Below are 22,925 nucleotides of genomic sequence, written 5' to 3'. Positions count from 1 at the left end.
ATGACGCTGACGCTGCACGCCGCGAGCCGCGAAGCGCTCGCCTCCGCCGAGACCCGGCTCGCCGAGGTCACCGGCGAGGCCGGCGCGGACTCGGCCGCCCTCGGCAACGAGCTGCTGGCCGTGGTCGACCTGCTCGGCAGGGAGATCGGGCTGCGCCGCGCGGTCGCCGACGCCTCGTCCGACCCGGAGGCCCGCACCCGGCTGGTCCGCGCGCTGCTGACCGGCAAGGTGTCCGAGCAGGCCCTGCGCGTGCTCGACGCCGTGGTCGCGGCCCGCTGGTCCAGCCCGCGGGAACTGGTCGACGGGGTCGAGTCGCTCGGCCGCAACGCGCTGCTCACCAGCGCGGAGAAGGCCGGGAAGCTCGACGCCGTCGAGGACCAGTTGTTCCGGATCGCCCGTATCGTGGTGAGCAACCCGGAGCTGGAGCAGACGCTGTCCGACCAGACGGCACCCGGCGACGCGAAGCGCAGGCTGGTGCGCGAGCTGCTGCAGAGCAAGGTGGACGAAATCACCCTTGCCCTGGTGGAGCAGGTCGTTGGCCGGTCGGCGGGCCGCAGCGTCGGGTTCAACCTGGACCAGCTGGTCAAGCTGGCCGCGCAGCGCCGCGAGCGCTCGGTCGCGTACGTCACGAGCGCGAGCGAGCTGTCCGCGGAGCAGCGGGAGCGGCTGGCCGAGCAGCTGCACCGGATCTACGGGCGCCCGATCGGGCTGCACGTCGAGGTCGACGCCCGCCTCGGTGGCGGGCTCGTCGTCCGGGTGGGCGACGAGGTCATCGACGGCAGCACCGCGGGCCGGATCGCCGAGCTGCGCAGGCAGCTGGCCTGACACCACACAAAGACTTTGCACACCTGCAGGAACGAGAGAGCGGGAACGACATGGCGGAGCTGACGATCTCCTCGGACGAGATCCGTAGCGCGATCGAGAACTACGTCTCGAGTTACTCACCCGAAGTCAACCGGGAAGAGGTCGGCGTCGTCGTGGACACCGGCGACGGCGTTGCCCACGTCGAGGGTCTGCCCTCGACCATGGCCAACGAGCTGCTGGAGTTCCCCGGCGGGATCCTCGGGGTGGCCCAGAACCTGGAGCCGCGCCAGATCGGTGTCGTCATCCTCGGCAACTACGAGCAGATCGAGGAGGGTCAGGAGGTCAAGCGGACCGGCCAGATCCTCTCGATCCCGGTCGGCGAGGGCTTCCTCGGCCGCGTCATCGACCCGCTCGGCAAGCCGATCGACGGCCTCGGCGACATCCCGGCCGAGGACCGCCGCGCCCTCGAGCTGCAGGCCGCCTCGGTCGTGGAGCGCCAGCCGGTGTCCGAGCCGCTGCAGACGGGCATCACCGCGATCGACGCGATGACCCCGATCGGCCGCGGCCAGCGCCAGCTGATCATCGGCGACCGCAAGACCGGCAAGACCGCGGTCTGCGTCGACACGATCATCAACCAGAAGGCCAACTGGGCGACCGGCGACCCGAGCAAGCAGGTCCGCTGCATCTACGTCGCCGTCGGCCAGAAGGGCTCCACCATCGCCGGTGTCCGCAAGTCCCTCGAGGACGCGGGCGCGCTGGAGTACACCACCATCGTCGCGGCCCCGGCGTCGGACTCCGCCGGCTTCAAGTGGCTGGCCCCCTACACCGGTTCGGCCCTCGGCCAGCACTGGATGTACCAGGGCAAGCACGTCCTGATCGTGTTCGACGACCTGTCCAAGCAGGCCGATGCCTACCGCGCCCTGTCGCTGCTGCTGCGCCGCCCGCCGGGCCGCGAGGCGTTCCCCGGCGACGTCTTCTACTTGCACTCCCGGCTGCTCGAGCGCTGCGCGAAGCTGTCGGACGAGCTGGGTGGCGGCTCGCTGACCGGTCTGCCGGTCATCGAGACCAAGGCCAACGACATCTCGGCCTACATCCCCACCAACGTCATCTCGATCACCGACGGTCAGTGCTTCTTCCAGTCCGACCTGTTCAACTCGGGTCAGCGCCCCGCGGTCGACGTGACCACCTCGGTCTCCCGAGTCGGTGGTGACGCGCAGATCAAGGCGATGAAGACGGTGTCCGGTTCGCTGCGGATCGACCTGTCCCAGTACCAGGAGCTGCAGGCGTTCGCCGCCTTCGCCTCCGACCTGGACCCGACGTCGCGCGCCCAGCTGGACCGCGGTGCCCGCCTGTACGAGGTGCTCAAGCAGCCGCAGTACTCGCCGATCCCGGTCGAGCAGCAGGTCGTCACCGTGTACCTCGGCACCAAGGGGCACTTCGACGACGTGCCGGTGGAGGACGTGGCTCGCTTCAACACCGAGCTGCTGGAGAACATCCGCCACAAGCACGACGACATCCTCGCCGAGATCCGCGACAAGGGTAAGTGGACCGACGAGCTCGCCGAGCGCGTCGCCGCCGCGGCCGCCGAGTTCAAGAAGGGCTTCACCACCTCTTCCGGTGAGCAGCTCGTGAACGAGGCCGAGGCCGAGGCGATGGACGCCGACAAGGTCGGGCAGGAGACCGTCAAGGTCAACAAGCCCGCCCCGACGAAGTGACCGGATAGCTGATGGCGCAACTTCGCGAGCTCCGGGCAAAGATCCGGGCGACGAAATCGATCGGCAAGATCACCAAGGCGATGGAACTGATCGCCACCTCGCGGATCGGCCGTGCCCAGGCACGCGTCGAGGCTTCGCGCCCGTACGCCGAGGAGATCACCAAGGTGCTCTCCGCCCTGGCGGGCGGGGCCGCGAGCCTCGACGACCCGTTCCTCGTCGAGCGGCCCAACCCGAAGCGGGCGGCCGTGCTGGTGGTGACCAGTGACAAGGGCCTGTGCGGTGGTTACAACACCAACGTGCTGCGGGCCACCGAGGAGCTGCTCTCGCTGCTGCGCTCGGAGGGCAAGGAGCCCCAGGTCTACGTCATCGGCGGCAAGGGCCTGAACTACTACCGGTTCCGCAACCGGGAGGTCGTCGACAGCTGGACCGGCTTCTCGGACCAGCCGCACTACGAGAACGCCGCCGCCGCGGGCGAGACGCTGACCAAGGCGTTCCTCGCCGGCGCGGACGACGACGCGAACGGGCCGGGCGAGGACGGCGTCCTCGGCGTGGACGAGGTGCACATCGTGTACACCGAGTTCAAGTCGATGCTGACCCAGACCCCGGTCGCCAAGCGGATGGCGCCCCTCGAGGTCGAGTACGTGGAAGACGGCGCGGAGGGCGCCGCTCAGCCCGGCGAGATCCTCCCGGCGTACGAGTTCGAGCCCAGCGCGGACCGGCTGCTGTCGGCCCTGCTGCCGAAGTACATCAACACGCGGATCTTTTCGGCTCTGCTCGAGTCGGCCGCTTCCGAGCTGGCCGCCCGGCGCACCGCCATGAAGTCGGCGTCGGACAACGCCAGCGAGCTGGTGGAGACCTACACCCGGCTGGCGAACCAGGCGCGGCAGGCCCAGATCACGCAGGAGATCAGCGAAATCGTCGGTGGGGCCGATGCGCTCGCCGCTGTAGGAAGTGATGAGTAGATGACCACCACTGAAACCCGGACCAAGGGCCGGATCGTCTCGGTGACCGGCCCGGTCGTCGACGTGGAGTTCCCGCGCGGCGCCGTGCCCGAGCTGTTCAACGCGCTGAAGGTCGAGGTCGAGTTCGAGCAGCTGCGCAAGACGATCACCCTCGAGGTCGCGCAGCACCTCGGCGACAACCTCGTCCGCACGATCTCGCTGGCCCCGCAGGACGGTCTCGTCCGCGGCGCCGAGGTGATCGACACCGGCGCCCCGATCTCGGTGCCGGTCGGCGACGAGGTCAAGGGCCACGTCTACAACGCGCTGGGCGACTGCCTCGACCAGCCGGGCTACGGCGCGGACCTGGAGCGCTGGAGCATCCACCGCAAGCCGCCCGCCTTCGACCAGCTCGAGGGCAAGACCGAGATGCTGGAGACCGGCCTCAAGGTCATCGACCTGCTCACCCCGTACGTGCAGGGTGGCAAGATCGGCCTGTTCGGCGGTGCCGGCGTCGGCAAGACGGTTCTGATCAAGGAAATGATCACCCGTGTCGCCCGGAACTTCGGTGGCACCTCGGTGTTCGCCGGTGTCGGCGAGCGCACCCGTGAGGGCACCGACCTGTTCCTGGAGATGAGCGAGGACGGCGTCATCAACGACACCGCGCTCGTCTTCGGCCAGATGGACGAGCCGCCGGGCACCCGTATGCGGGTCGCGCTGTCCGCGTTGACGATGGCGGAGTACTTCCGCGACGTCAAGAACCAGGACGTGCTGCTGTTCATCGACAACATCTTCCGGTTCACCCAGGCCGGTTCCGAGGTGTCGACCCTGCTGGGCCGCATGCCCTCGGCCGTGGGTTACCAGCCGACGCTGGCCGACGAGATGGGTGAGCTGCAGGAGCGGATCACCTCGACCAAGGGTCGTTCGATCACCTCGATGCAGGCGATCTACGTGCCTGCGGACGACTACACCGACCCGGCCCCGGCCACGACGTTCGCCCACCTGGACGCCACCACCGAGCTTTCCCGGTCGGTGTTCCAGAAGGGCATCTTCCCGGCCGTGGACCCGCTGGCCTCCACGTCGACGATCCTCGACCCGGCCATCGTCGGTGAGGACCACTACCGGGTGGCCTCCGAGGTCATCCGGATCCTGCAGAAGTACAAGGAGCTGCAGGACATCATCGCGATCCTCGGTATGGACGAGCTGTCCGAAGAGGACAAGCTGACCGTGCAGCGGGCCCGCCGCATCGAGCGGTTCCTGTCGCAGAACATGCTCGTCGCCGAGCAGTTCACCGGCCAGCCGGGCTCGACCGTGCCGCGCGCGGAGACCGTCGAGGCGTTCGACAAGATCAGCAAGGGTGAGTTCGACCACTACCCGGAGCAGGCGTTCCTGGGCATCGGTGGCCTCGAGGACCTCGAGAAGAAGTACAAGGAACTCACCGGCAAGTGATGTCGGGACGACGGCGGGGCGGGTGTCCTTTAAGGACTCTCACCCCGCCGTTGTCGTAACCGGTCGCGAACCTATTAGACTGCGCTCATCGGCGCGGGAACGAAGGAGAACCACGTGGCTGAGATGACCGTCGAGCTTGTCGCCGTCGAACGCCGTCTCTGGTCCGGTCAGGCGACGTTCGTGGTCGCGCAGACCACTGAGGGTGAGATCGGCCTGATGCCGGGTCACGAGCCGGTGCTCGGTCAGCTGGTCGAGGGTGGCGTTGTCAAGGTGACGACCACGGACGGTGAGACCGTCCGCGCCGCGGTCCACGGTGGCTTCCTGTCCGTGACCGCCGAGCGGGTGAGCATCCTCGCCGAGTCGGCGGAGCTCGCCGACGAGATCGACGTCGAGGCCGCCCGCTCCGCGCTCGGTGGCGAGGACGAGGCCGAGCGGGCCAGAGCAACCGCTCGTCTCCGCGCGGCCGGCCAGTCGGTCTGACCCGGCGACGAGCAGGAGCCGGCCGTGGAAATCACCCTCGTTGTCCTGGTCGTCCTGCTCGGTCTTGCCGTCGTCGCGTTCTGGTACAGCTTCCGCTGGGGGCGGATGCGGCGTCAGGGCGGCGTGAGCGTCGCGTTGCGCTGGGACCCGGACAACGCTCGTGCGGGCTGGCACCTGGGTCTGGGGCGCTACGAGGGTGAGGTGTTCGCCTGGTACCGGGTGTGGAGCTTGCGCACCGGCCCGGACCGGGTGTTCGAACGTGAAACGTTGATGATCGCGGACCGCCGCGACCCCGTCGGCACCGAGGCGTACGCGGTGCCCTCCGACGCGACGGTCCTGCGCTGCGAGTCGGCCGTCCAGGAGCCCATCGAGATCGCGATGGGCCCGGACGCGCTGACCGGGTTCCTGTCCTGGCTGGAGTCCGCTCCGCCGGGACGCCAGGTGCCGCGCGCGTCCTGATCTAGCCCCGTCTGGCACGTCATCGGAGCCGGAGGACGATGGCGGCCACAGTGAGTCCGGCGTACCGGGTGGCCAGGTCCGATCCGGCCGACCACCATCCCGGCGAGCAGCGGCACCGCCCGCATGCTGGTGCGCGGCCCGGGTGACGAGAGTCGCTCGCCCGCCGCAGCCGCCTCAACCTAGTCCCGTGTGAACCGGCGCACCCAGCGGCGTTGCCCCGGCGTTTCGACCGCCCGGGGGTGGTGGTGCTGCCGCGTCCACGAGACGGCTTCAGTGGGGTCTACGCCGGCCAGAACGGCGAGGCAGGCGATGACCGTGCCGGTCCGCCCGACCCCGCCGGCACAGGCGACTTCGACCGCTTCGCCGGCGCGCGCCCGCTCGTGCAGGGCGCGGATCTCCCGGACGGCGGCGTCCTGGTCGCGGGGCAGCCGGAAGTCCGGCCAGTCCAGCCAGGTGTGCGGCCATCCCAGACTGGCGTCGTGGTCGCGGCGCAGCCGCGCGGAGCCCAGGTAGAGGCCGAACTGGGGCGCCGGGCTGGTGGGCTGGGGGCGGCGCAGGCCGCGCCCGCGGACCCAGGCCCCGTCCGGCAGCCGGATGCTTCCCGGCAGCGGTGGGTTGTCGGTCATGGCACGAACCTAGGTCGCGGCAATGGCGGTGGGTATGAGGATGTCCGCAGGCTTGCCCTGCGGGTGGACCGTCAGGCCGGGCTTTCGGAGCGCGAATGCCGGTGGTGGGACGAGCTTGGGTCGCCGCGCGGGTGGCGGACACGCGTACTCGCCCTGGGGCGGACCGTCAGGCCTCTCCGCCGGGCTTCCAGAGCACGTCGCCGTCCGGGTTGGCCAGGCGGGCCAGGATGAAGAGCAGGTCGGAGAGCCGGTTCAGGTACTTCACGGCCAGCACGTTCGTGCGGTCCGCGTCCGCCTCCACCAGCGCCCACCCGGCCCGCTCGGCCCGCCGGCTCACCGTGCGTGCCTGGTGCAGGAACGCCGCCCCCGGAGTGCCGCCGGGCAGGATGAACGACGTCAGCTTCGGCAGGCGCTCGTTGAACTCGTCGCACCAGCCTTCGAGCCGCTCGATGTAGGCCTCGGTGATGCGCAGCGGGGGGAACTCCGGATCGGGCACCACCGGCGAGCACAGGTCGGCGCCGACGTCGAACAGGTCGTTCTGCACGCGGCGCAGCACCACCGCGATCTCCTCGTCGAGACCGCCCATCGCGAGCGCCAGCCCGACCACCGAGTTCGTCTCGTCGACGTCGGCGTAGGCGGCCAGCCGCGGGTCGGTCTTCGGCACGCGCGAGCCGTCGCCGAGCGCGGTCGTCCCGTTGTCGCCGACCCTGGTGTACACGCGGTTGATCCGTACCGGCATACCGAGAACCTTACGACTGCTCGAACAGCCGCATGGCCTCCGGCGCTTCGAAACACACCGCGGAATCGATTCGCGCCCGCAGGTCCCGCACCAGCGCCCGGCCGCCGCGCCAGTCGCCGGGACGCACGGTGATCGCCCCACCGTGGGTGCCGAACAGGTGCAGGATCGGCAACTGACCGTCGGTGTGCTCGATGCCGACCCCGGCGAGGTCGTCGAACCGCACGACAGCCGCCGGTGACGGGTTCTGCCCGAAGTAGGTGGACAGGCCCTCCTCACCAACCACGAGCCGGTAGCCGCGGGGCGCGGTCGAGCCGACCAGCGCCCGCTTCATCTCCCGGCCCGGCGGCGCGGGCAGCGGGCTGCCCGGCAGTTCCGGCAGGTCCCGCGGGACGTGCCGCTCCGGCGCGCACAGCACCAGCCGTCCGGCCAGCTCGCGGGCCGCCGCCGCGACCGCGGCCGGGTCGAGCCCGGCCAGCACGCGCTGCTGGTGCTCGGCCGCCGAGGGCCAGCCGGTCAGCTCGCTCATCGCCGCGTCGAACGCCCGGTAGACCGCGAAATCCCGCTCGGCGACCTCCTCGGCGAGCCCCGCCCGGTCGACGGCCAGCTCCTCCTCGGTCGGCCCGCTGCGGCCCAGCTCGGCCAGCTCGGTGCGGATCGCGTCGACGACCCGCGCGGCCTGCTTGTCCGGCACGTCGGTGCCGAACCCGAGGACGGCCCGGCGCGCGTCCACCATCTGGTGGTCGAAGGCGATGTCGTAGACCAGGCCCTCGAGGTGTCGCAGGCGGTCGGTGAGGCGGTGGATGAGGATGCCGGCCGCGCACGCGATCTCCGCGGTCCACTCGACCAGCGCGCAACCCACGACGCCGTTGGGGATGCTCGTCTGGGCCGGGGTGGGCAGGTCGAACGGCTCGGCGGTCACCGGCTGCCGAGGCGGGCCCGGTGGCAGCGGGAGCTTCAGGCCGGCCGGGGGAGGGCCGGACAGCACGAGTGCGGCGTTGTCGCGGTGGAACCAGCGCGCGCACCACTCGCGGGCCTGCTCGGGGCCCGCGTGGACGGCGGCGAGCTGGACGTTGCCGGTCAGGCCGAACGCCCGGTTGCCGAACCACAGCGCCGACGGCAGCCACGCGGTCACGCCCGGGCCGTCGTTGCCGCGCTCCTCGGCCAGCAGCACGCCGCGCTCCAGCCGCAGCGGCCCGGTGTCGAGGTCGGCCAGCGACTCGCACACGCGCCGCAGGTGCTCCGCGACGGTCTCCGGGGTGCTGGTGACGTCGAAACTGGTGTGCAGGACCTCGGTGGAGGCGTTGTTCTCGTAGCGGCTCGTGCGCACGCGCCGCATCGCCAGGTGCTCGACGAGGTGCGTGATCCCGGTCTGCAGGAACGACTCGTGCGCGAGACCGACCCCGAACAACAGGCTCGCGCTGAGCCTGCCCGGCTGGTCGGTCCAGAAGACCGGCACGCCGTCGATCTCGGCCCGGTGCACCTCGGGCAGGGACGGAGGCGCGGGCGGGGTCAACATTTCGCTCAAGGTTCCCCCAGTCGAGTGGGACGCACGGGCGCGTTATCGCCGCGAGGGAGCACAGTGTTTCACACGATAGTGCGAACTCGGTCGCCCTCTGTTATGTCCCGCCCCTCCGTCCGGGTGCCTGAACCGGAAGGCATGATGACGGCCATGAGCGAGCACTTCGACGTGCACGGTGGTGCGCGGCTGGTGGGCGAGGTCGAGGTCGTCGGAGCCAAGAACAGCGTTCTGAAGCTGATGGCGGCCGCACTCCTCGCCGAGGGCACCACCACCATCACCAACTGCCCGCAGATCCTGGACGTCCCGCTGATGGCGGACGTGCTGCGCAGCGTCGGGTGCGAGGTGGTCCTGGACGGCGACACCGCGAAGATCACGACCCCGTCCGAGCTGTCCCACCGGGCCGACTCGCCCGCGATGGGCAAGCTGCGTGCGTCCGTGTGCGTGCTCGGCCCGCTGGTCGGCCGTCTGAAGCAGGCTGTCGTCGCGTTGCCGGGCGGTGACGCGATCGGGTCGCGGCCGCTGGACATGCACCAGAACGGGCTGCGCGCGCTCGGCGCGACCAGCACCATCGAGCACGGCTGCGTCGTCGCCACCGCCGACCACCTCAAGGGCGCCCAGATCTGGCTGGACTTCCCGAGCGTCGGCGCGACCGAGAACATCCTGATGGCCGCGGTGCTGGCCGAGGGCACGACGGTGATCGACAACGCCGCGCGCGAGCCGGAGATCGTCGACATCTGCGTGATGCTGAACCAGATGGGCGCGAAGATCGAGGGCGCCGGAACGTCGACGCTGACCGTGCACGGCGTCACCGAGCTGCACCCCACCGAGCACCGCGTGATCGGCGACCGGATCGTGGGCGCGACGTGGGCCTTCGCGGCCGCGATGACCCGCGGTGACCTGACGGTGAAGGGTGTCAACCCGCACCACCTGGACCTGGTGCTGGAAAAGCTGCGGATGGCCGGGGCCGAGATCACGACGTTCGGCGAGAGCGGGTTCCGGGTGGTGCAGCACGACCGGCCCAAGGCGGTCGACTTCGTGACGCTGCCCTACCCGGGGTTCGCCACGGACCTGCAGCCGTTCGCCGTCGCGTTGTCCGCGGTGTCCGAAGGCACGTCGATGATCACGGAGAACGTGTACGAGGCGCGGTTCCGGTTCATCGAGGAAATGGTGCGGCTGGGCGCCGACGCCCGCACCGACGGCCACCACGCGGTGGTCCGCGGGGTCGAGAGGTTGTCCTCCGCGCCGGTCTGGGCGTCCGACATCCGCGCGGGCGCGGGCCTGGTGCTGGCCGGCCTGTGCGCCGACGGGGTCACCGAGATCTGGGACGTGTTCCACATCGACCGCGGGTACCCGTACTTCGTCGAGAACCTGAACCGGCTGGGCGCGCGTGTGGAGCGGGTCGTCGGCGCGGCGGAGCGCTGCTGACCGCGCTGCCCGGATGGCTGGCGCTGCCGCCGGAAGGGCTGACACACGAGGAGCACCAGGCGCTGCCCGAGGAAGTGCGTGCCCGCCTCGAAATCGTCGATGGCGCGGTCGTGGTGCACGAATCGCCGGACCGGTCGGCTCCGGCGCCGGGGCACCGCCTGTTGGTCGCCGAGGTGGTGTCCCGGGATTCGCTGACCGCGGACCGCACGAGCAAGCCGGCCCAACACGCGGCCGCGGGTGTCCCGCACTTCTGGCGTGTCGAGGGCCTACGCCTCGACGGGTGTGGGCACCGTGACGATCAACCTCGCCGCGTTGCTCTGACTCACTCCGCGGCCAGTCCGACGCCGAAGCCGATCAGCGCGGTGCCCGTCACGGCGTCCATCGCGCGGCGGACGCGTCGCCGGTTCAGCCAGCCCTTCGCCCAGCGGACCAGGAACAGCAACGTCAGCTGCCACGCCGTGCCGACCACCAGCACCGTGTAGGCCAGCAGCAGCGCTTCGCCCGCACCGGTCGTCGCCGGGTCGAGGAACTGCGGCAGCACCGACAGGTAGAACGCCATCACCTTCGGGTTGGTGATGTTCGACAGGAACCCCTCGCGGAACCGCCGCAGTCCGCTCGCCCGGCGCCGGTCCAGCTCGTCCAGCGCCTCGTAGTTCCCGCGCCACGCGCCGCGCAGCGCCTGGAACCCCAGCCAGCACAGGTAGGCGACCCCGGCCCACCGCACGGTCTCGAACAGCGGCCGCACCTGCACGATCAGCGTGCCCAGCCCGAGCCCGACCGCGGTGGCCTGCACCAGGTTGCCCAGCGCGATGCCGGAGCAGGTGAACAACCCGCCCCGCGCGCCGCCGGCCAGCGCGTTCTTCAGCACGACCATCGTGTCCGGACCCGGCACCACCGCGATCAGCAGGGCGAACACCAGGTAACTCGCGTACAGGCTCCACGTCACACCCACGAGGCTAACTCGGCAGTCATGATGGGGTCAGGCTGATTTCGCACCCAGTGAGATGCGTCCTTGCGGGGCTGCGCGCGAAGTTACCGACGAGTACGCTCTGTGTGTCGTTCATCTGGAGGTGCACCGATGCCCTACCCCACGGATCGCGAGCGAGACCGCCCCTGGGTCATGCGCACCTACGCGGGGCATTCGTCGGCGGCGGCCTCCAACGAGCTGTACCGGCGCAACCTCGCCAAGGGCCAGACCGGCCTGTCGGTGGCCTTCGACCTGCCGACGCAGACCGGCTACGACCCGGACCACCCGCTGGCCAAGGGCGAGGTCGGCAAGGTCGGCGTCCCCATCTCGCACATCGGCGACATGCGCCGCCTGTTCGCCGGCATCCCGCTGGCCGAGGCCAACACGTCGATGACGATCAACGCGCCGGCCATGTGGCTGCTCGCGCTCTACGTCACCGTCGCCACGGAGCAGGCCGACGTCGAGGGCCGCGACCGCGACGAGGTGCTCGCCAAGCTCACCGGCACCACGCAGAACGACATCATCAAGGAGTACCTGTCCCGCGGGACCTACATCTTCCCGCCCGCGCCGAGCCTGCGCCTGATCACCGACGTGATCGCCTGGACGGTGCACCACATCCCGAAGTGGAACCCGATCAACATCTGCAGCTACCACCTGCAGGAGGCCGGCGCGACCCCGACGCAGGAGGTCGCCTACGCGCTGTCCACCGCGATCGCGGTGCTCGACGCCGTGCGCGACTCCGGCCAGGTCGAGCCCGCCGACATGGCCAAGGTCGTCGGCCGCATCTCGTTCTTCGTCAACGCCGGGGTCCGGTTCGTCGAAGAGATGTGCAAGATGCGCGCGTTCGCCCAGCTCTGGGACGAGATCACGCGCGAGCGGTACGGCGTCGAGGACCCGAAGGCGCGCCGCCTCCGCTACGGCGTGCAGGTCAACTCGCTCGGGCTGACCGAGGCGCAGCCGGAGAACAACGTCCAGCGGATCGTGCTGGAGATGCTCGGCGTCGCCCTGTCGCGGGACGCCCGTGCCCGCGCGATCCAGCTGCCGGCCTGGAACGAGGCGCTCGGCCTGCCGCGGCCGTGGGACCAGCAGTGGGCGCTGCGCATGCAGCAGGTGCTGGCCTACGAGACGGACCTGCTGGAGTACGAGGACATCTTCGCAGGCTCGCACGTCATCGAATCCAAAGTGGACGAGATCGTGGCCGGGGCACGTGCGGAGATCGAGCAGGTGCAGGATCTCGGCGGCGCGGTGGCCGCGGTGGAAAGCGGTTACATGAAGTCACAGCTGGTGGCCTCGCTGGCCGAGTACCGGCGCGACGTGGAGTCCGGCGGGCGCGTCATCGTCGGGGTCAACAAGTTCGACACCACCGAGCCGAGCCCGCTGCAGGCCGAGGGCGCGAAGGCGATCGAAACCGTCGACCCGGCGGTGGAGAAGCACGCCGTCGCGGCGCTGGAGGAGTGGCGCCAGCAGCGCGACCAGGCCGCGGTCGACGCGGCGCTGGCGCGGCTGCGCGAGGTGGCGAAGACGTCGGAGAACCTGTTCGACGCCACGCTCGCGTGCGCGGCGGCCGGGGTGACCACCGGGGAGTGGGCCGGCGCGCTGCGCGAGGAGTTCGGCGAGTACCGGGCGCCGACCGGGGTGTCGGCGGCCGCGATGTCGGGCGACGCCGCCGAGCTGTCCCGGGTGCGTGACCGCGTACGGGCGACCGGCGAGGAGCTGGGCGAGAAGCTGCGGATCCTGGTCGGCAAGCCGGGCCTGGACGGGCACTCCAACGGCGCAGAACAGGTCGCCGTGCGGGCCCGCGACGTCGGGTTCGAGGTCATCTACCAGGGCATCCGGCTCACCCCGGAGCAGATCGTGGCCGCCGCGGTGCAGGAGGGCGTGCACGTCGTCGGCCTGTCGGTGCTGTCCGGCTCGCATCTCGAGGTCGTGCCGCAGGTGGTCGACGGCCTACGGGCGGCGGGCGCCGGGGACATCCCGGTGATCGTCGGCGGGATCATCCCGCCCGAGGACGCGCGGCTGCTCACCGAGCGCGGCATCGCCCGGGTGTTCACACCCAAGGACTACGAGCTGACCGAGATCATGGACGAAATCGTTTCGGTGGTGCGGGAACGCCACGAGTTGCCGCAGGACTGAGCCAGTTCTGTCACTTTCCGTGCGCATCGTCCACACGCAACGTTGATCTCTTTCCGATAACAGCGAGTGGCGATCTCGTTGCTTCTTTTGACCCCATCGGACGCACCGCCTACGTTCGGTGAACCGGCGGAACCGAATAAGGGGTGCGACGAAAATGACGCACGGTCAGTGGACACGACGGGATTTCTTCCGGCGATCGGCGGTCGTCGGCGCAGCGGCGGTGGCGGGACCGACATTGTTGGCAGCCTGCCAGAGCACCGAAAGCGGCAACACCCTCGACTCGGCGAAGAGCGCCAAGACGATCAGGATCGGAATCGCCAACGAGGCGCCCTACGGTTTCGCCGACACCTCGGGGAACACGACCGGTGAAGCCCCGGAAGTGGCCCGTGCCGTGTGCAAGGCGCTCGGAATCGACACCGTGCAGGCCAACGTGGTGCCGTTCGACCAGCTGATTCCGGCCCTGAACGCGAAGCAGTTCGACATCGTCGCGGCGGGCATGAACATCACGCCCACGCGCTGCAACGCGGCCTCGTTCTCGAATCCGGACTACTCGGCGCTGACCGCGCTGCTCGTGCCCAGCGGCAATCCGCAGGGCGTCAACACCCTCGCCGACGTCGCCGCCAAGAAGGTCAAGGTCGCGGTGCTCTCCGCCGCGGTGGAGAAGGGCTTCGCCACCGCGGCCGGGGTTTCCGAGGACCAGATCGAAACCCTGGACACGCAGGACAACATGTTGCGCGCGGTGACCGCGGGCCGCGTGTACTGCGCCGCGCTCACCGACATCTCGCTGAAGTGGCTGGTGAAGCAGAACCCGAACGCCGGCGTCGAGGTGACGCCCGGCTTCCAGCCCACCGAGAACGGCCAGCCGGTGCAGACCGCGGGCGGGTTCGTCTTCCGCAAGGACGACACCTCGCTGCGGGACGCGTTCAACCAGCAGCTGAAGACCTTGCACGACAACGGTGAGTGGCTGCGCATCGTGACGCCGTTCGGGTTCGACCAGAGCAACCTGCCCAAGGCCGACCTGACGACCGACAAGCTCTGCGCGGCCTGACGCTCGAGCCCGGGGACGCGTCGTGTCGGACTCGACATCCAACATCATTTCGACCATCCTCAGTGGACTCGGCGCGACGGTGTACGCGACGGTCGGCGGTATCGCGCTGACGATCGTCCTGGCACTGATCGCCGGGCTCGCGATGCTGTCGCGGTCCCGGACGGTCCGGTTCGTCAGCCGCGTCTACGTCGAAGGCTTCCGCGGGACGTCGGAGGTCGTGCAGCTGTTCTGGCTGTTCTTCGTCCTGCCCGCGCTGGTCGGGTTCAAGCTCGTTCCGTTGTTCGCAGGCATCATCGTGCTCGGGCTGAACCACGGCGCCTACGGTGCCGAGATCGTGCGCGGCGCGGTGCAGTCGGTGCCGCGCGCGCAGCGTGAAGGCGCGGTGGCGCTGTCGTTCAGTCCGGCGCAGCGCATGTTCCGGGTGATCCTGCCGCAGGCGGTGGTGGAGATGCTGCCGCCGTTCAACAACCTGTTCATCCAGTTGATGAAGAGCACGGCCCTGCTGTACTTCATCTCGGCCGGGGAGATCACCGAGAAGGGCGAGCTGCTGCGGCCGGTGTACGGCAGCCAGCTCGTGTTGATCTACGGCGTCGAGCTGTTGTGCTACCTGGCGATCGCCGTCGTGATCACGATGATCATGCGGGCGCTGGAACGCGTGCTGGCGCGGCGGCTCGGGCGTGAGCCGCCCAAGCGTGAGCGCGCGTGGGCCAGGGCGGGGGCGCCCGGATGAACTGGAACTGGGACTACTTCTGGGAATCCGTCCCGCTGCTGCTGGAGGGTTTGCTGGTCACCCTCGAGCTGACCGTGCTCGGCTCCGCGGTGGCATACGTGCTGGGCCTGGTGTTCGCGCTGGTGCGGCGGGCCCGGATCCCGGTGCTGAGCCAGCTGATGTACCTGTTCATCGAGGTGGTGCGCAGCACTCCGCTGCTCATCCAGGTGTTCATCGTCTTCTACCTGTTGTGGCCGGCACTGGGCATCACCCCGTCGGCGTTCGTGACCGGCGTGATCGCGCTCGGGATCCACTACGCCACCTACACCTCCGAGGTGTACCGCGCGGGGATCGAGGCCGTCCCGAAAGGACAGTGGGAGGCCGCGAGGGCGCTGAGCCTGCCGCGCGGCCGGGTGTGGACGGGGATCGTCCTGCCGCAGGCGGTGCCGCGGGTGGTGCCCGCGCTGGGCAACTACATGATCTCGATGTTCAAGGAAACGCCGCTGTTGATCAGCATCGGGGTGCTCGACGTGCTCAACCGGGCCAAGGAGCAGGGGGCCGAGACCTTCCAGGTGATCGAGCCCTACACCCTCGCGGGCATCCTGTTCCTGCTGATCAGTTACCCGTCGTCGATCCTCGTGCGAAGGTTGGAACGCCGTGTCGGACAGCTCTGAGATGATCCGGTTCGAGGGGGTCGTGAAGAAGTTCGGCGACCACGTGGTGTTGCGGGAGCTGGACTTTTCGGTGCGGCCAGGGGAGTTCGTGACGCTGATCGGGCCGAGCGGTTCGGGTAAGACGACGATCCTGCGGCTGCTGATGACGCTGGAGCAGGTGAACGCGGGGCGCATCTTCGTCGGCGGCGAATGCCTGTCGCACGTCGACAAGGGCGGCCGGATGGTGCCGGCGGGGGAGAAGCACCAGCGGCGCATGCGCAGGCGGATCGGGATGGTGTTCCAGCAGTTCAACCTGTTCCCGAACATGAAGGTGCTGCAGAACGTCACCGAGGCCCCGATCCGCGCGCTCGGCCTGTCCCGCGAGGAGGCCGAGCAGCGCGGACGGGAGCTGCTGGAGATGGTCGGGCTGAGCGAGAAGGCCGACGCCCACCCCTCTCAGCTGTCCGGCGGGCAGCAGCAGCGGGTCGCGATCGCCCGCGCGCTGGCGATGCGTCCCGAGGTGCTGCTGCTGGACGAGGTGACCTCGGCGCTCGACCCCGAGCTGGTGGCCGGCGTGCTGAAGGTGCTGAAGGAGATCGCGTCGACCACGGACATCACGTTCCTCTGCGTGACGCACGAAATGCAGTTCGCGCGGGACGTGTCGGACCGCGTGCTGATGTTCGACCACGGGCAGATCGTCGAGGACGCGCCGCCGGAGAAGCTGTTCACCGACCCGGACCACCAACGGACACGGGAGTTCCTGCAAGCGGTGCTCGACCGCGGGTGAGCCGGACCAGCGCGGCGGCCCTGGCGGCGATCACGGCGAGTTCCGTCGCGCTCCACAGCGCGAGCCAGATCGCCAGCGCGGGGGAGAAGTACGCCGTCTGCAGCCAGGTGGCGTCGCGGCCGCCGAACAGCCCGCCTGCCAGGTCGGCCAGCGCCACCAGCGCGACGACCGGGATCAGCCGGGGCACCAGTCCGCGGACGACCCGCCACCGGGTGGCGCGTGCCGCCCATCGGCGGGCGCGGAGCGCGGTGCGAAACCCGATGCCGACGGTGAGCAGAGTCAGCGCGGCCAGGACGAGGTCGACCAGCAGCCGCGCCGAGGACGGGGCCGGCGGCTGCTGACCGTGCAGGATCGCGGCGATGCCCTCGGTGAGCTGGGTGGTCCCCTCGTTGCCGAGCGAGACGCCGCTGTCCACCATGACCGCGATGCCGTATCCGTCGGGCAGCATCAGCGCGCCCGCGGTGTAGGTGAACCAGATCCCGGTGTGGCTCACCCGGCCCTGGTCGTCGGTCTGCCAGCCCATGGCGTAGTTCTCGCGCGCGGCGGTGTGCATGAGCGCGAGGCCTGCCGCGGAGACGAGGCCGCCCCCGGTGCGCTGGACGGCGAGCCAGCGGGCCATGTCCTCGGCGGTGGTGATCACCCCGTCCGAGCCTGCGACGAAGCGGTCCGGTTCGGACGCCGCGGGGGTGAGCCCGTAGGCGTAGACGTGTCCGCGGTGGACGGTGGCGGGCAGGTCGCGGGGCGTCCGCGTGATGGCGGTCGTCGAGCGCATCCCCGCCGGTTCGAAGACGTGCTGCCGCAGGTAGTCGCCGAAGGCCTGGCCGCTGACGACCTCGACGAGTCGCGCCGCGAGGTGGAAGTTGGTGTTGGTGTAGTGGTACTCGGCGCCGGGATCGCTCGCCAGCGTCGCCTGGCGGGCGCGCTGCACGGCGCCGGCCAGGTCGTCCGGCTGCGGGAGGCTCTTCTCCGGCAGGGTCCCGTCGGTGATCCCGGAGGTCTGGTTGAGCAGGTGCCGCACGGTGATCGCGCCGCCGCGCGGGTCGGCGAGGCGGAACTCCGGCAGGTAGGTGGTGACCGGGACGTCCAGGCCGAGCCTGCCGCTCTCGGCCAGCTGCACCACGGCCAGCGCGGTGAAGGCCTTCGACACCGACGCGATCGGCATCGGGGTCGTCGCCGTCGCGGTGCCGTAGCCGTGCAGGTGCACGACGCCGGTGTCCTTGGTGATCGCCACCGCGACCCCGGGATACCCGGCCGTCTCGGCGAAGTCGGCGACGTAGGAGTCGATCGAGGACGGGTCCGGTAGTTGATCTGCTGTCGCCGTACCGGGGATCAGGGCGACGATCGCGGCCACCGCCGCGCACACGCGTTTCACGGAAGTCAAGGTAGGAACCGGGCGGGTGTCCGCACAGGACACTGACGGCAGGGAAGGGATCCGACTTTCGTCATGGGTTGACCCGTCCGGGTGTCATCTCGCATACTCGTGTTCGTCAGACGTGCAACTGTACGTCAGGCGAACACAAGGGAGACGAAGATGTCCGCCGGATCGTTCTTGCGCACCGCCTTCACCACCAAGCTCTACGTCACCGTCCTGGTGGCGATCGTCCTCGGCGCGGCCCTCGGCTTCGTCGCGCCGGGTGTGGGCGCCGCGCTGCAACCCGTGGGCACCGGGTTCATCGAGCTGATCCAGATGCTCATCGCCCCGGTGGTGTTCTGCACGATCGTCACCGGGATCGCCTCGGCGGGCGAGCTGACCAGCGTCGGCCGCATCGGGGTCAAGGCACTGGTCTACTTCGAGGTCCTGACCACGATCGCGCTCATCGTGGGTCTCGTCGTGATGGACCTGTTCGACCCGGGCAGCGGCATCCACGCCGACCCGGCGGCGCTGCACCTGTCGGGCACCGCGCAGCAGTACGCGCAGACCGGCGAATCCCAGCACTGGTACGACTTCTTGGTCAACATCATCCCGGACACCGTCGTCAGCGCCTTCACCGGCGGCAACGTCCTGCAGGTGTTGCTGGTCTCGATCCTGTTCGCCATCGCGGTCAAGGCGCTGGGCGAACGCGGGGCGCCGGTGATCCGCGGCATCGAGCGGATCGGCGAAGTGGTGTTCGGGATCGTCAAGCTCGTCATGTACCTCGCGCCGGTCGGCGCGTTCGCCGCGATGGCCTACACGACGGGCAAGTTCGGGGCCGCCACCCTGGCCAGCCTCGGTGGCGTCGTCCTCCTCTTCTGGGGCACCGGGATCGTGTTCTGCCTCGTCGTGTTCGGGGCCGTCGCGCGGCTGTGCGGCATCCGGATCCTCAAGCTGTACCGGTACTTCAAGGACGAGCTGCTCATCACGCTCGGGACCGCGAACTACGAGGTCGTGATGCCGCAGCTGATGCGCAAGCTGGAGCACCTGGGCTGCCCGAAGCGGATCGTCGGCCTCGTGGTGCCCTCCGGGTACGCCTTCAACGGCGACGGCGTGTGCCTGTACCTGGGCTTCGCCTCGCTCTACATCGCACAGGCCTTCGACGTGAACCTGACCATCTGGCAGCAGGTCGGCCTGCTCGCCGTCTTCATGATCACCTCGAAGGGCAGCGCGGGCGTGGCAGGCGCCGGGTTCGTCATCCTCGCCGCGACCCTGTCCACGACGGGCGTCGTCCCGGTCGCCGGGATCATGCTGGTCCTCGGCATCGACCGGTTCCTCTCCACCATGCGCGGTCTCGTCAGCCTGTGCGGCCAGATGCTCGGCAGCATCGTCGTCAGCCGTTGGGAGGGCGTCTTCGACCGCGACCGGGCGCGCCGCGTCCTCGACGGGCACGAGCCCGTCCCCGCGACCGTCGCAGTGAACTAGAAGGGAAACACATGGCCAGGCTGGACTACGTGGAGACGGGCAGCGAGGTCGCCGACCGGATCCGCGCGCGCCGAGGGGGGCGCCTGACCCCGCTGGACGGCATGCTGCTGCACAGCCCGCCGTTCGCCGACGGCTGGAACAGCCTGCTGGGCGCCATCCGCGGGCAGGGCACCCTGCCCGGGGACCTGCGGGAGCTCGCGGTGCTGCGCGTCGCCGAGCTGAACGGCGCCGAGTACGAATGGGCGGCCCACGAACCGGTCGCCAAGGAGGAGGGCATGACGGTCGAGCAGATCGCCGCCCTGCGCGAAGGTGGCGACCGGAGCGTCCTGGACGGACGGCAGCGCGCCGTGCTCGCCTACACCGACGCGATGACCAGGCGGATCCGGGTGCCGGACGAGCTGTTCGCGACCCTGCGCGAGCATTTCGACGCCCGCGAGATCGTCGAGCTGACTGTGACGATCGGCGCCTACAACCTGGTGTCCCGGTTCCTGGTGGCGCTGGAGGTCGGGTCATGACGGGGCGGTTGGCCGGCAAGGTCGCGATCGTCACCGGCGCGGGCAGCGTCGGCCCCGGCTGGGGCAACGGCCGGGCCGCCGCCGTGCTCTTCGCCAGGGAAGGCGCGAAGGTGTTCGCCGTGGACCTCAAGGCCGAGGCGCTGGCGGAGACCGTCGCCACGGTCGAATCCGAGGGCGGCACGATCCGCACGCACCTGTGCGACGTGACCGACGGCGCGGCCGTGGCGGCGATGGTCGAGGCGTGCCGTGCGGAGTTCGACCGCGTCGACGTCCTGGTCAACAACGTCGGCGGCTCGCGCAAGGGCGGACCGGTCGAACTGTCCGAACAGGACTGGACCGCCCAGCTGGACTACAACCTGACCAGCGTGTTCCTGACCTGCAAGCACGTCATCCCGGTGATGAAGGCCCAGGGCGGCGGCGCGATCGTCAACACCGCGTCCACGTCCGGCACCCGCTGGACCGGCTCGGCTCAGGCCGGTTACGCGTCGGCGAAGGCGGGCGTGATCCAGCTGTCCAAGGTGATCGCGGTGCAGCACGCGCCGGACGGCATCCGCGTCAACACCGTGGTGCCGGGTCAGCTGCACACGCCGATGGTCGAGGCGCGCCTGGCCGGGCAGCGGGCGGGCGGGGACGTGGACGCGCTGCTCGCCCAGCGGCAGGCGCGCATCCCGCTCGGCTTCGCCGGCGACGGCCGCGACACCGCGTACGCCGCGTTGTACCTGGCCTCCGACGAGGCCCGGTTCGTCACCGGTACCGAAATCGTCGTCGACGGCGGCATGACCGCGAGGTGTGACTGATGACCGATCCCCGCAACCCCGGCCCGGACCCGAACCCGCACGCGCCCGCGATCCCGTTGCCCGCAAACGCTTGCGACGCGCACTGCCACATCTTCGGGCCCACCGCGAAGTTCCCGTACGCGCCGGACCGCACGTTCACCCCGCCGGAGGCGCCGAAGGAGGACCTGCAGGCGCTGCACCGGCTGCTCGGCTTCGAGCGCGCAATCATCGTGCAGTCCGCCTGCCACGGCACCGACCACTCGGCGCTGCTCGACGCGCTGGAAACCGGCGGCGGCCGGTACCGCGGGGTCGCGTTGATCCGGCCGACCACGCCGAAGGCCGAGGTGGAGCGCCTGCACCGGGCCGGCGTGCGCGGCGCCCGGCTGCACTTCACGCCGCACCTCGGGCCTGCGCCGTCGCAGGAGGAGATCGACGCGATCGTCGCCCTGATCCGGCCGTACGGCTGGCACATCGCCCTGCACGTCGCGGGCGACGGGATCGCCGAGCATGCGGACCTGGTGCGGTCCCTCGGCGTGCAGGTGGTGATCGACCACATGGCCCGCGTCGACCTGCGCCAGGGGCTGGACAGCGCCGCCGTGCGGTCGCTGTTGCGGTTGCTGGAGACCGGTTCGGTGTGGGTGAAGCTGAGCGGCGCCGACCGGATCGCGACCGCGCCGCCGGACATGGCCGATTCCGTGGAACTGGCGCGGTTGCTGGCCGCCGAGGCGCCGGAGCGGGTCGTGTGGGGCACCGACTTCCCGCACCCGAACACGCACGGTTTCGTGCCCAACGACGGCGACCTGGCCGACCTGATCGCGGAGATCACGCCGGACCCGGAGGCGCTGCTCGTCACGAACCCGACGCGTTGCTTCTTCGCGGAGGACTAGTGCAGACCCTCGATGTCGCGGGTGATGGCCGCGGCGGTGTCCAGCAGGCGCGGCACGAACCGGTCGGTGAGTTCGTCCAGCGAGACGCGGGCCGCGTTGACCGACACGTTCAGCGCGGCCAGCGCCCGCCCGCCCGCGCCACGCACGGGCGCGGCGGCCGAGCGGACGCCCTCCTCGCGTTCGCCGTCCACCACCGCGTAACCGCGCTCGGCGACCCGGGCCAGTTCCGCACGCAGCTGGGCGGGGTCCGTGATGGTGTTGGGCGTGAGCTTCCGCAGTTCGACAGTGTCCAGATAGGACTCCAGCTCGGCGGGCGGCAGTGCGGCGAGCAGCACGCGGCCCATCGACGTGGGGTAGGCGGGCAGGCGCGAGCCGACGTTGAGCGTGATGGACATCGAGCGCGACGCCGGAACCCGGGCCACGTAGACGATCTCGGATCCGTCCAAAGTGGCCATCGAGCAGGATTCCCGCAGCTCGTCGGCCAGCGCGCGCATGTGGGGCTGGGCGTGCTCCCAGAACGGCAGCGCGGCCAGGTAGCCGTAGCCGAGCCGCAGGACGCCCGCGGTGAGGCGGAAGCGGCGGTCGTCGACCTCGGCGAACCCGAGGCGTTCCAGCGTCAGCAGGATGCGGCGCGCGGTGGCGCGGGTGAACCCGGTGGCCGCGGCCGCCTCGCTCACCGTCATCGCCGGCCGTTCCGCGGAAAAGGCCTGCAGCAGCCGGAAGGCCTTCTCCACCGAGTCGATGACGTCGGGGTCCTCTCTCGACACTGCCGCTCCTCGCCGTGGTCGCCTGCCCGAAACGGTACCCGAGCGCGGGGGAGGAGTGGCGGATGACGGAGGGACTGCTGTACGTGCTGTCCGAGCCGGGCGAGGTCGCCGAGGCGGAGTTCCACGACTGGTACGACAACGAGCACGCGCCCGCGCGCGTCGGCGTGCCGGGGATCCGCAGCGGGTACCGGTACCGCGAGCTGGACGGGGCGCGGCCGTCATGGCTGGCCTGGTACGAGCTGGACCTGGCGGCGCTGGCGAGCCCGGAGTACGAGGTGGTGCGGCGGCGGAGCCCGCGGGAGCAGTCGGTGGTCTCGCGGCTGGCGACGCTCGACCGGCGGGTGTACGAGCTGACCGGGTCGTGGGGTTCGTGCGTCGCCCCCGCGCCGGTGGTGGTGTCGGTGGCGTTGTCCGGGGACGCCGACGAACTGGCGCGCTGGTACCGCGAGGAGCACGTGCCGCTGTTGCTGGAGCTGCCCGGCTGGCACCGGATCCGGCGGTACCGGCGGGTCGAGGGGGCCGGGCCGGATCTGCTGGCCTTCCACGAGATCGCGGACGTGTCGCTGTTCGAGTCGCCTGCCTACCGGCACGCGACCAGCACGCCCTGGCGGGACCGGGTGATGGCGACGGTGACCGCGCGGGAGCGGCGCGTCTTCGGGTACCACAACACGGCCGCCGCGAGGTAGCGTCGGG

General features: G+C 70.3%; 23 protein-coding genes. 17 read left to right on the top strand and 6 right to left on the bottom strand.

Annotation, left to right across the window (positions count from 1 at the left end):
• Positions 1-6 precede the first annotated feature (6 nt).
• The 6 genes from ACCP09_RS33455 to ACCP09_RS33430 all read left to right on the top strand — a co-directional run bounded on the left by ACCP09_RS33455 (position 7) and on the right by ACCP09_RS33430 (position 5,845).
• Positions 7-825, top strand: a complete 819-nt coding sequence (locus ACCP09_RS33455; protein ID WP_431901795.1) for a F0F1 ATP synthase subunit delta — start codon at positions 7-9, stop codon at positions 823-825.
• Between the two features lie 50 nt (positions 826-875).
• Positions 876-2,519 carry a F0F1 ATP synthase subunit alpha gene (gene atpA / locus ACCP09_RS33450; RefSeq protein ID WP_017987308.1) on the top strand — a complete coding sequence of 548 codons (1,644 nt, stop codon included), beginning with the start codon at positions 876-878 and terminating at the stop codon, positions 2,517-2,519.
• An 8-nt stretch (positions 2,520-2,527) separates the two neighbouring features.
• Complete coding sequence (locus ACCP09_RS33445; RefSeq protein WP_400984857.1) at positions 2,528-3,481, top strand: F0F1 ATP synthase subunit gamma; 954 nt, start codon at positions 2,528-2,530, stop codon at positions 3,479-3,481.
• Positions 3,482-4,906, top strand: coding sequence for a F0F1 ATP synthase subunit beta (gene atpD, locus ACCP09_RS33440; RefSeq protein ID WP_017987310.1), 1,425 nt, complete (start codon positions 3,482-3,484; stop codon positions 4,904-4,906). It begins immediately after the preceding gene.
• A 114-nt stretch (positions 4,907-5,020) separates the two neighbouring features.
• Positions 5,021-5,386 (top strand): F0F1 ATP synthase subunit epsilon, encoded by a 366-nt coding sequence (locus tag ACCP09_RS33435; protein ID WP_026153876.1) that lies wholly within the window; start codon positions 5,021-5,023, stop codon positions 5,384-5,386.
• 24 nt (positions 5,387-5,410) lie between these two features.
• Complete coding sequence (locus ACCP09_RS33430) at positions 5,411-5,845, top strand: DUF2550 domain-containing protein (RefSeq protein WP_433752737.1); 435 nt, start codon at positions 5,411-5,413, stop codon at positions 5,843-5,845.
• Positions 5,846-6,024: 179 nt separating this feature from the next.
• On the opposite strand, the gene ACCP09_RS33425 is transcribed toward ACCP09_RS33430, so the two are convergent.
• The 3 genes from ACCP09_RS33425 to ACCP09_RS33415 all read right to left on the bottom strand — a co-directional run bounded on the left by ACCP09_RS33425 (position 6,025) and on the right by ACCP09_RS33415 (position 8,726).
• Entirely contained in the window at positions 6,025-6,471 is a 447-nt protein-coding gene (locus ACCP09_RS33425) for a protein-tyrosine phosphatase family protein (protein WP_433752735.1), read from the bottom strand.
• A gap of 166 nt (positions 6,472-6,637) precedes the next feature.
• Positions 6,638-7,210, bottom strand: coding sequence for a cob(I)yrinic acid a,c-diamide adenosyltransferase (locus ACCP09_RS33420; protein WP_017987314.1), 573 nt, complete (start codon positions 7,208-7,210; stop codon positions 6,638-6,640).
• 10 nt (positions 7,211-7,220) lie between these two features.
• On the bottom strand, positions 7,221-8,726 hold the full coding sequence (locus tag ACCP09_RS33415) for an insulinase family protein (protein ID WP_378334383.1): 1,506 nt from the start codon (positions 8,724-8,726) through the stop codon (positions 7,221-7,223).
• Between the two features lie 153 nt (positions 8,727-8,879).
• Between ACCP09_RS33415 and murA the strand changes: the two genes are divergently transcribed.
• Positions 8,880-10,154 carry a UDP-N-acetylglucosamine 1-carboxyvinyltransferase gene (gene murA / locus ACCP09_RS33410; RefSeq protein WP_027932031.1) on the top strand — a complete coding sequence of 425 codons (1,275 nt, stop codon included), beginning with the start codon at positions 8,880-8,882 and terminating at the stop codon, positions 10,152-10,154.
• 322 nt (positions 10,155-10,476) lie between these two features.
• Here the strand turns inward: murA and ACCP09_RS33405 are convergent, their stop codons facing one another.
• Entirely contained in the window at positions 10,477-11,106 is a 630-nt protein-coding gene (locus ACCP09_RS33405) for a LysE family translocator (protein WP_037322630.1), read from the bottom strand.
• A 126-nt stretch (positions 11,107-11,232) separates the two neighbouring features.
• Between ACCP09_RS33405 and ACCP09_RS33400 the strand changes: the two genes are divergently transcribed.
• From ACCP09_RS33400 to ehuA, 5 genes are all read left to right on the top strand, one after another.
• Complete coding sequence (locus ACCP09_RS33400; protein WP_433752732.1) at positions 11,233-13,254, top strand: protein meaA; 2,022 nt, start codon at positions 11,233-11,235, stop codon at positions 13,252-13,254.
• A gap of 154 nt (positions 13,255-13,408) precedes the next feature.
• Positions 13,409-14,302, top strand: a complete 894-nt coding sequence (gene ehuB, locus ACCP09_RS33395) for an ectoine/hydroxyectoine ABC transporter substrate-binding protein EhuB (protein ID WP_433752773.1) — start codon at positions 13,409-13,411, stop codon at positions 14,300-14,302.
• A 22-nt stretch (positions 14,303-14,324) separates the two neighbouring features.
• The gene (ehuC, locus tag ACCP09_RS33390) at positions 14,325-15,032 is read left to right on the top strand and encodes an ectoine/hydroxyectoine ABC transporter permease subunit EhuC (protein ID WP_123683630.1); all 708 of its coding nucleotides are present in this window, start codon (positions 14,325-14,327) and stop codon (positions 15,030-15,032) included.
• Positions 15,029-15,685: an ectoine/hydroxyectoine ABC transporter permease subunit EhuD gene (ehuD, locus tag ACCP09_RS33385; RefSeq protein ID WP_433752729.1), complete on the top strand. Its 657-nt coding sequence runs from the start codon at positions 15,029-15,031 to the stop codon at positions 15,683-15,685. Before ehuC ends, ehuD begins: the two co-directional genes overlap by 4 nt.
• Before the next feature lies 1 nt (position 15,686).
• Entirely contained in the window at positions 15,687-16,451 is a 765-nt protein-coding gene (gene ehuA, locus ACCP09_RS33380; RefSeq protein WP_378334471.1) for an ectoine/hydroxyectoine ABC transporter ATP-binding protein EhuA, read from the top strand.
• Here the strand turns inward: ehuA and ACCP09_RS33375 are convergent.
• Complete coding sequence (locus ACCP09_RS33375) at positions 16,390-17,823, bottom strand: serine hydrolase domain-containing protein (RefSeq protein ID WP_433752727.1); 1,434 nt, start codon at positions 17,821-17,823, stop codon at positions 16,390-16,392. The two genes, ehuA and ACCP09_RS33375, sit on opposite strands and share 62 nt — an antisense overlap.
• A 159-nt stretch (positions 17,824-17,982) precedes the next feature.
• Between ACCP09_RS33375 and dctA the strand changes: the two genes are divergently transcribed.
• The 4 genes from dctA to ACCP09_RS33355 are packed head-to-tail and all read left to right on the top strand — an operon-like array spanning position 17,983 to position 21,465.
• Positions 17,983-19,287, top strand: coding sequence for a C4-dicarboxylate transporter DctA (gene dctA / locus ACCP09_RS33370; RefSeq protein ID WP_123683627.1), 1,305 nt, complete (start codon positions 17,983-17,985; stop codon positions 19,285-19,287).
• An 11-nt stretch (positions 19,288-19,298) separates the two neighbouring features.
• Positions 19,299-19,802 (top strand): carboxymuconolactone decarboxylase family protein, encoded by a 504-nt coding sequence (locus ACCP09_RS33365; RefSeq protein ID WP_027932023.1) that lies wholly within the window; start codon positions 19,299-19,301, stop codon positions 19,800-19,802.
• Entirely contained in the window at positions 19,799-20,599 is an 801-nt protein-coding gene (locus ACCP09_RS33360) for an SDR family NAD(P)-dependent oxidoreductase (RefSeq protein WP_433752724.1), read from the top strand. The genes ACCP09_RS33365 and ACCP09_RS33360 overlap by 4 nt, the downstream gene beginning before the upstream one ends.
• Entirely contained in the window at positions 20,599-21,465 is an 867-nt protein-coding gene (locus ACCP09_RS33355) for an amidohydrolase family protein (protein WP_123683624.1), read from the top strand. Before ACCP09_RS33360 ends, ACCP09_RS33355 begins: the two co-directional genes overlap by 1 nt.
• Here ACCP09_RS33355 and ACCP09_RS33350 read toward each other — a convergent pair.
• A complete protein-coding gene (locus ACCP09_RS33350) occupies positions 21,462-22,232 on the bottom strand; it encodes an IclR family transcriptional regulator domain-containing protein (RefSeq protein WP_027932020.1) in 771 nt (256 codons plus the stop codon). The two genes, ACCP09_RS33355 and ACCP09_RS33350, sit on opposite strands and share 4 nt — an antisense overlap.
• A gap of 62 nt (positions 22,233-22,294) precedes the next feature.
• Here ACCP09_RS33350 and ACCP09_RS33345 point away from each other — a divergent pair, with 62 nt between their 5' ends.
• On the top strand, positions 22,295-22,918 hold the full coding sequence (locus ACCP09_RS33345; protein ID WP_433752722.1) for a hypothetical protein: 624 nt from the start codon (positions 22,295-22,297) through the stop codon (positions 22,916-22,918).
• Positions 22,919-22,925 lie beyond the last annotated feature (7 nt).

Source organism: Amycolatopsis sp. 3B14 (assembly GCF_050958625.1).
GTDB lineage: Bacteria > Actinomycetota > Actinomycetes > Mycobacteriales > Pseudonocardiaceae > Amycolatopsis_E > Amycolatopsis_E thermoflava.
This window is presented reverse-complemented; position numbering and strand designations above follow the sequence as displayed.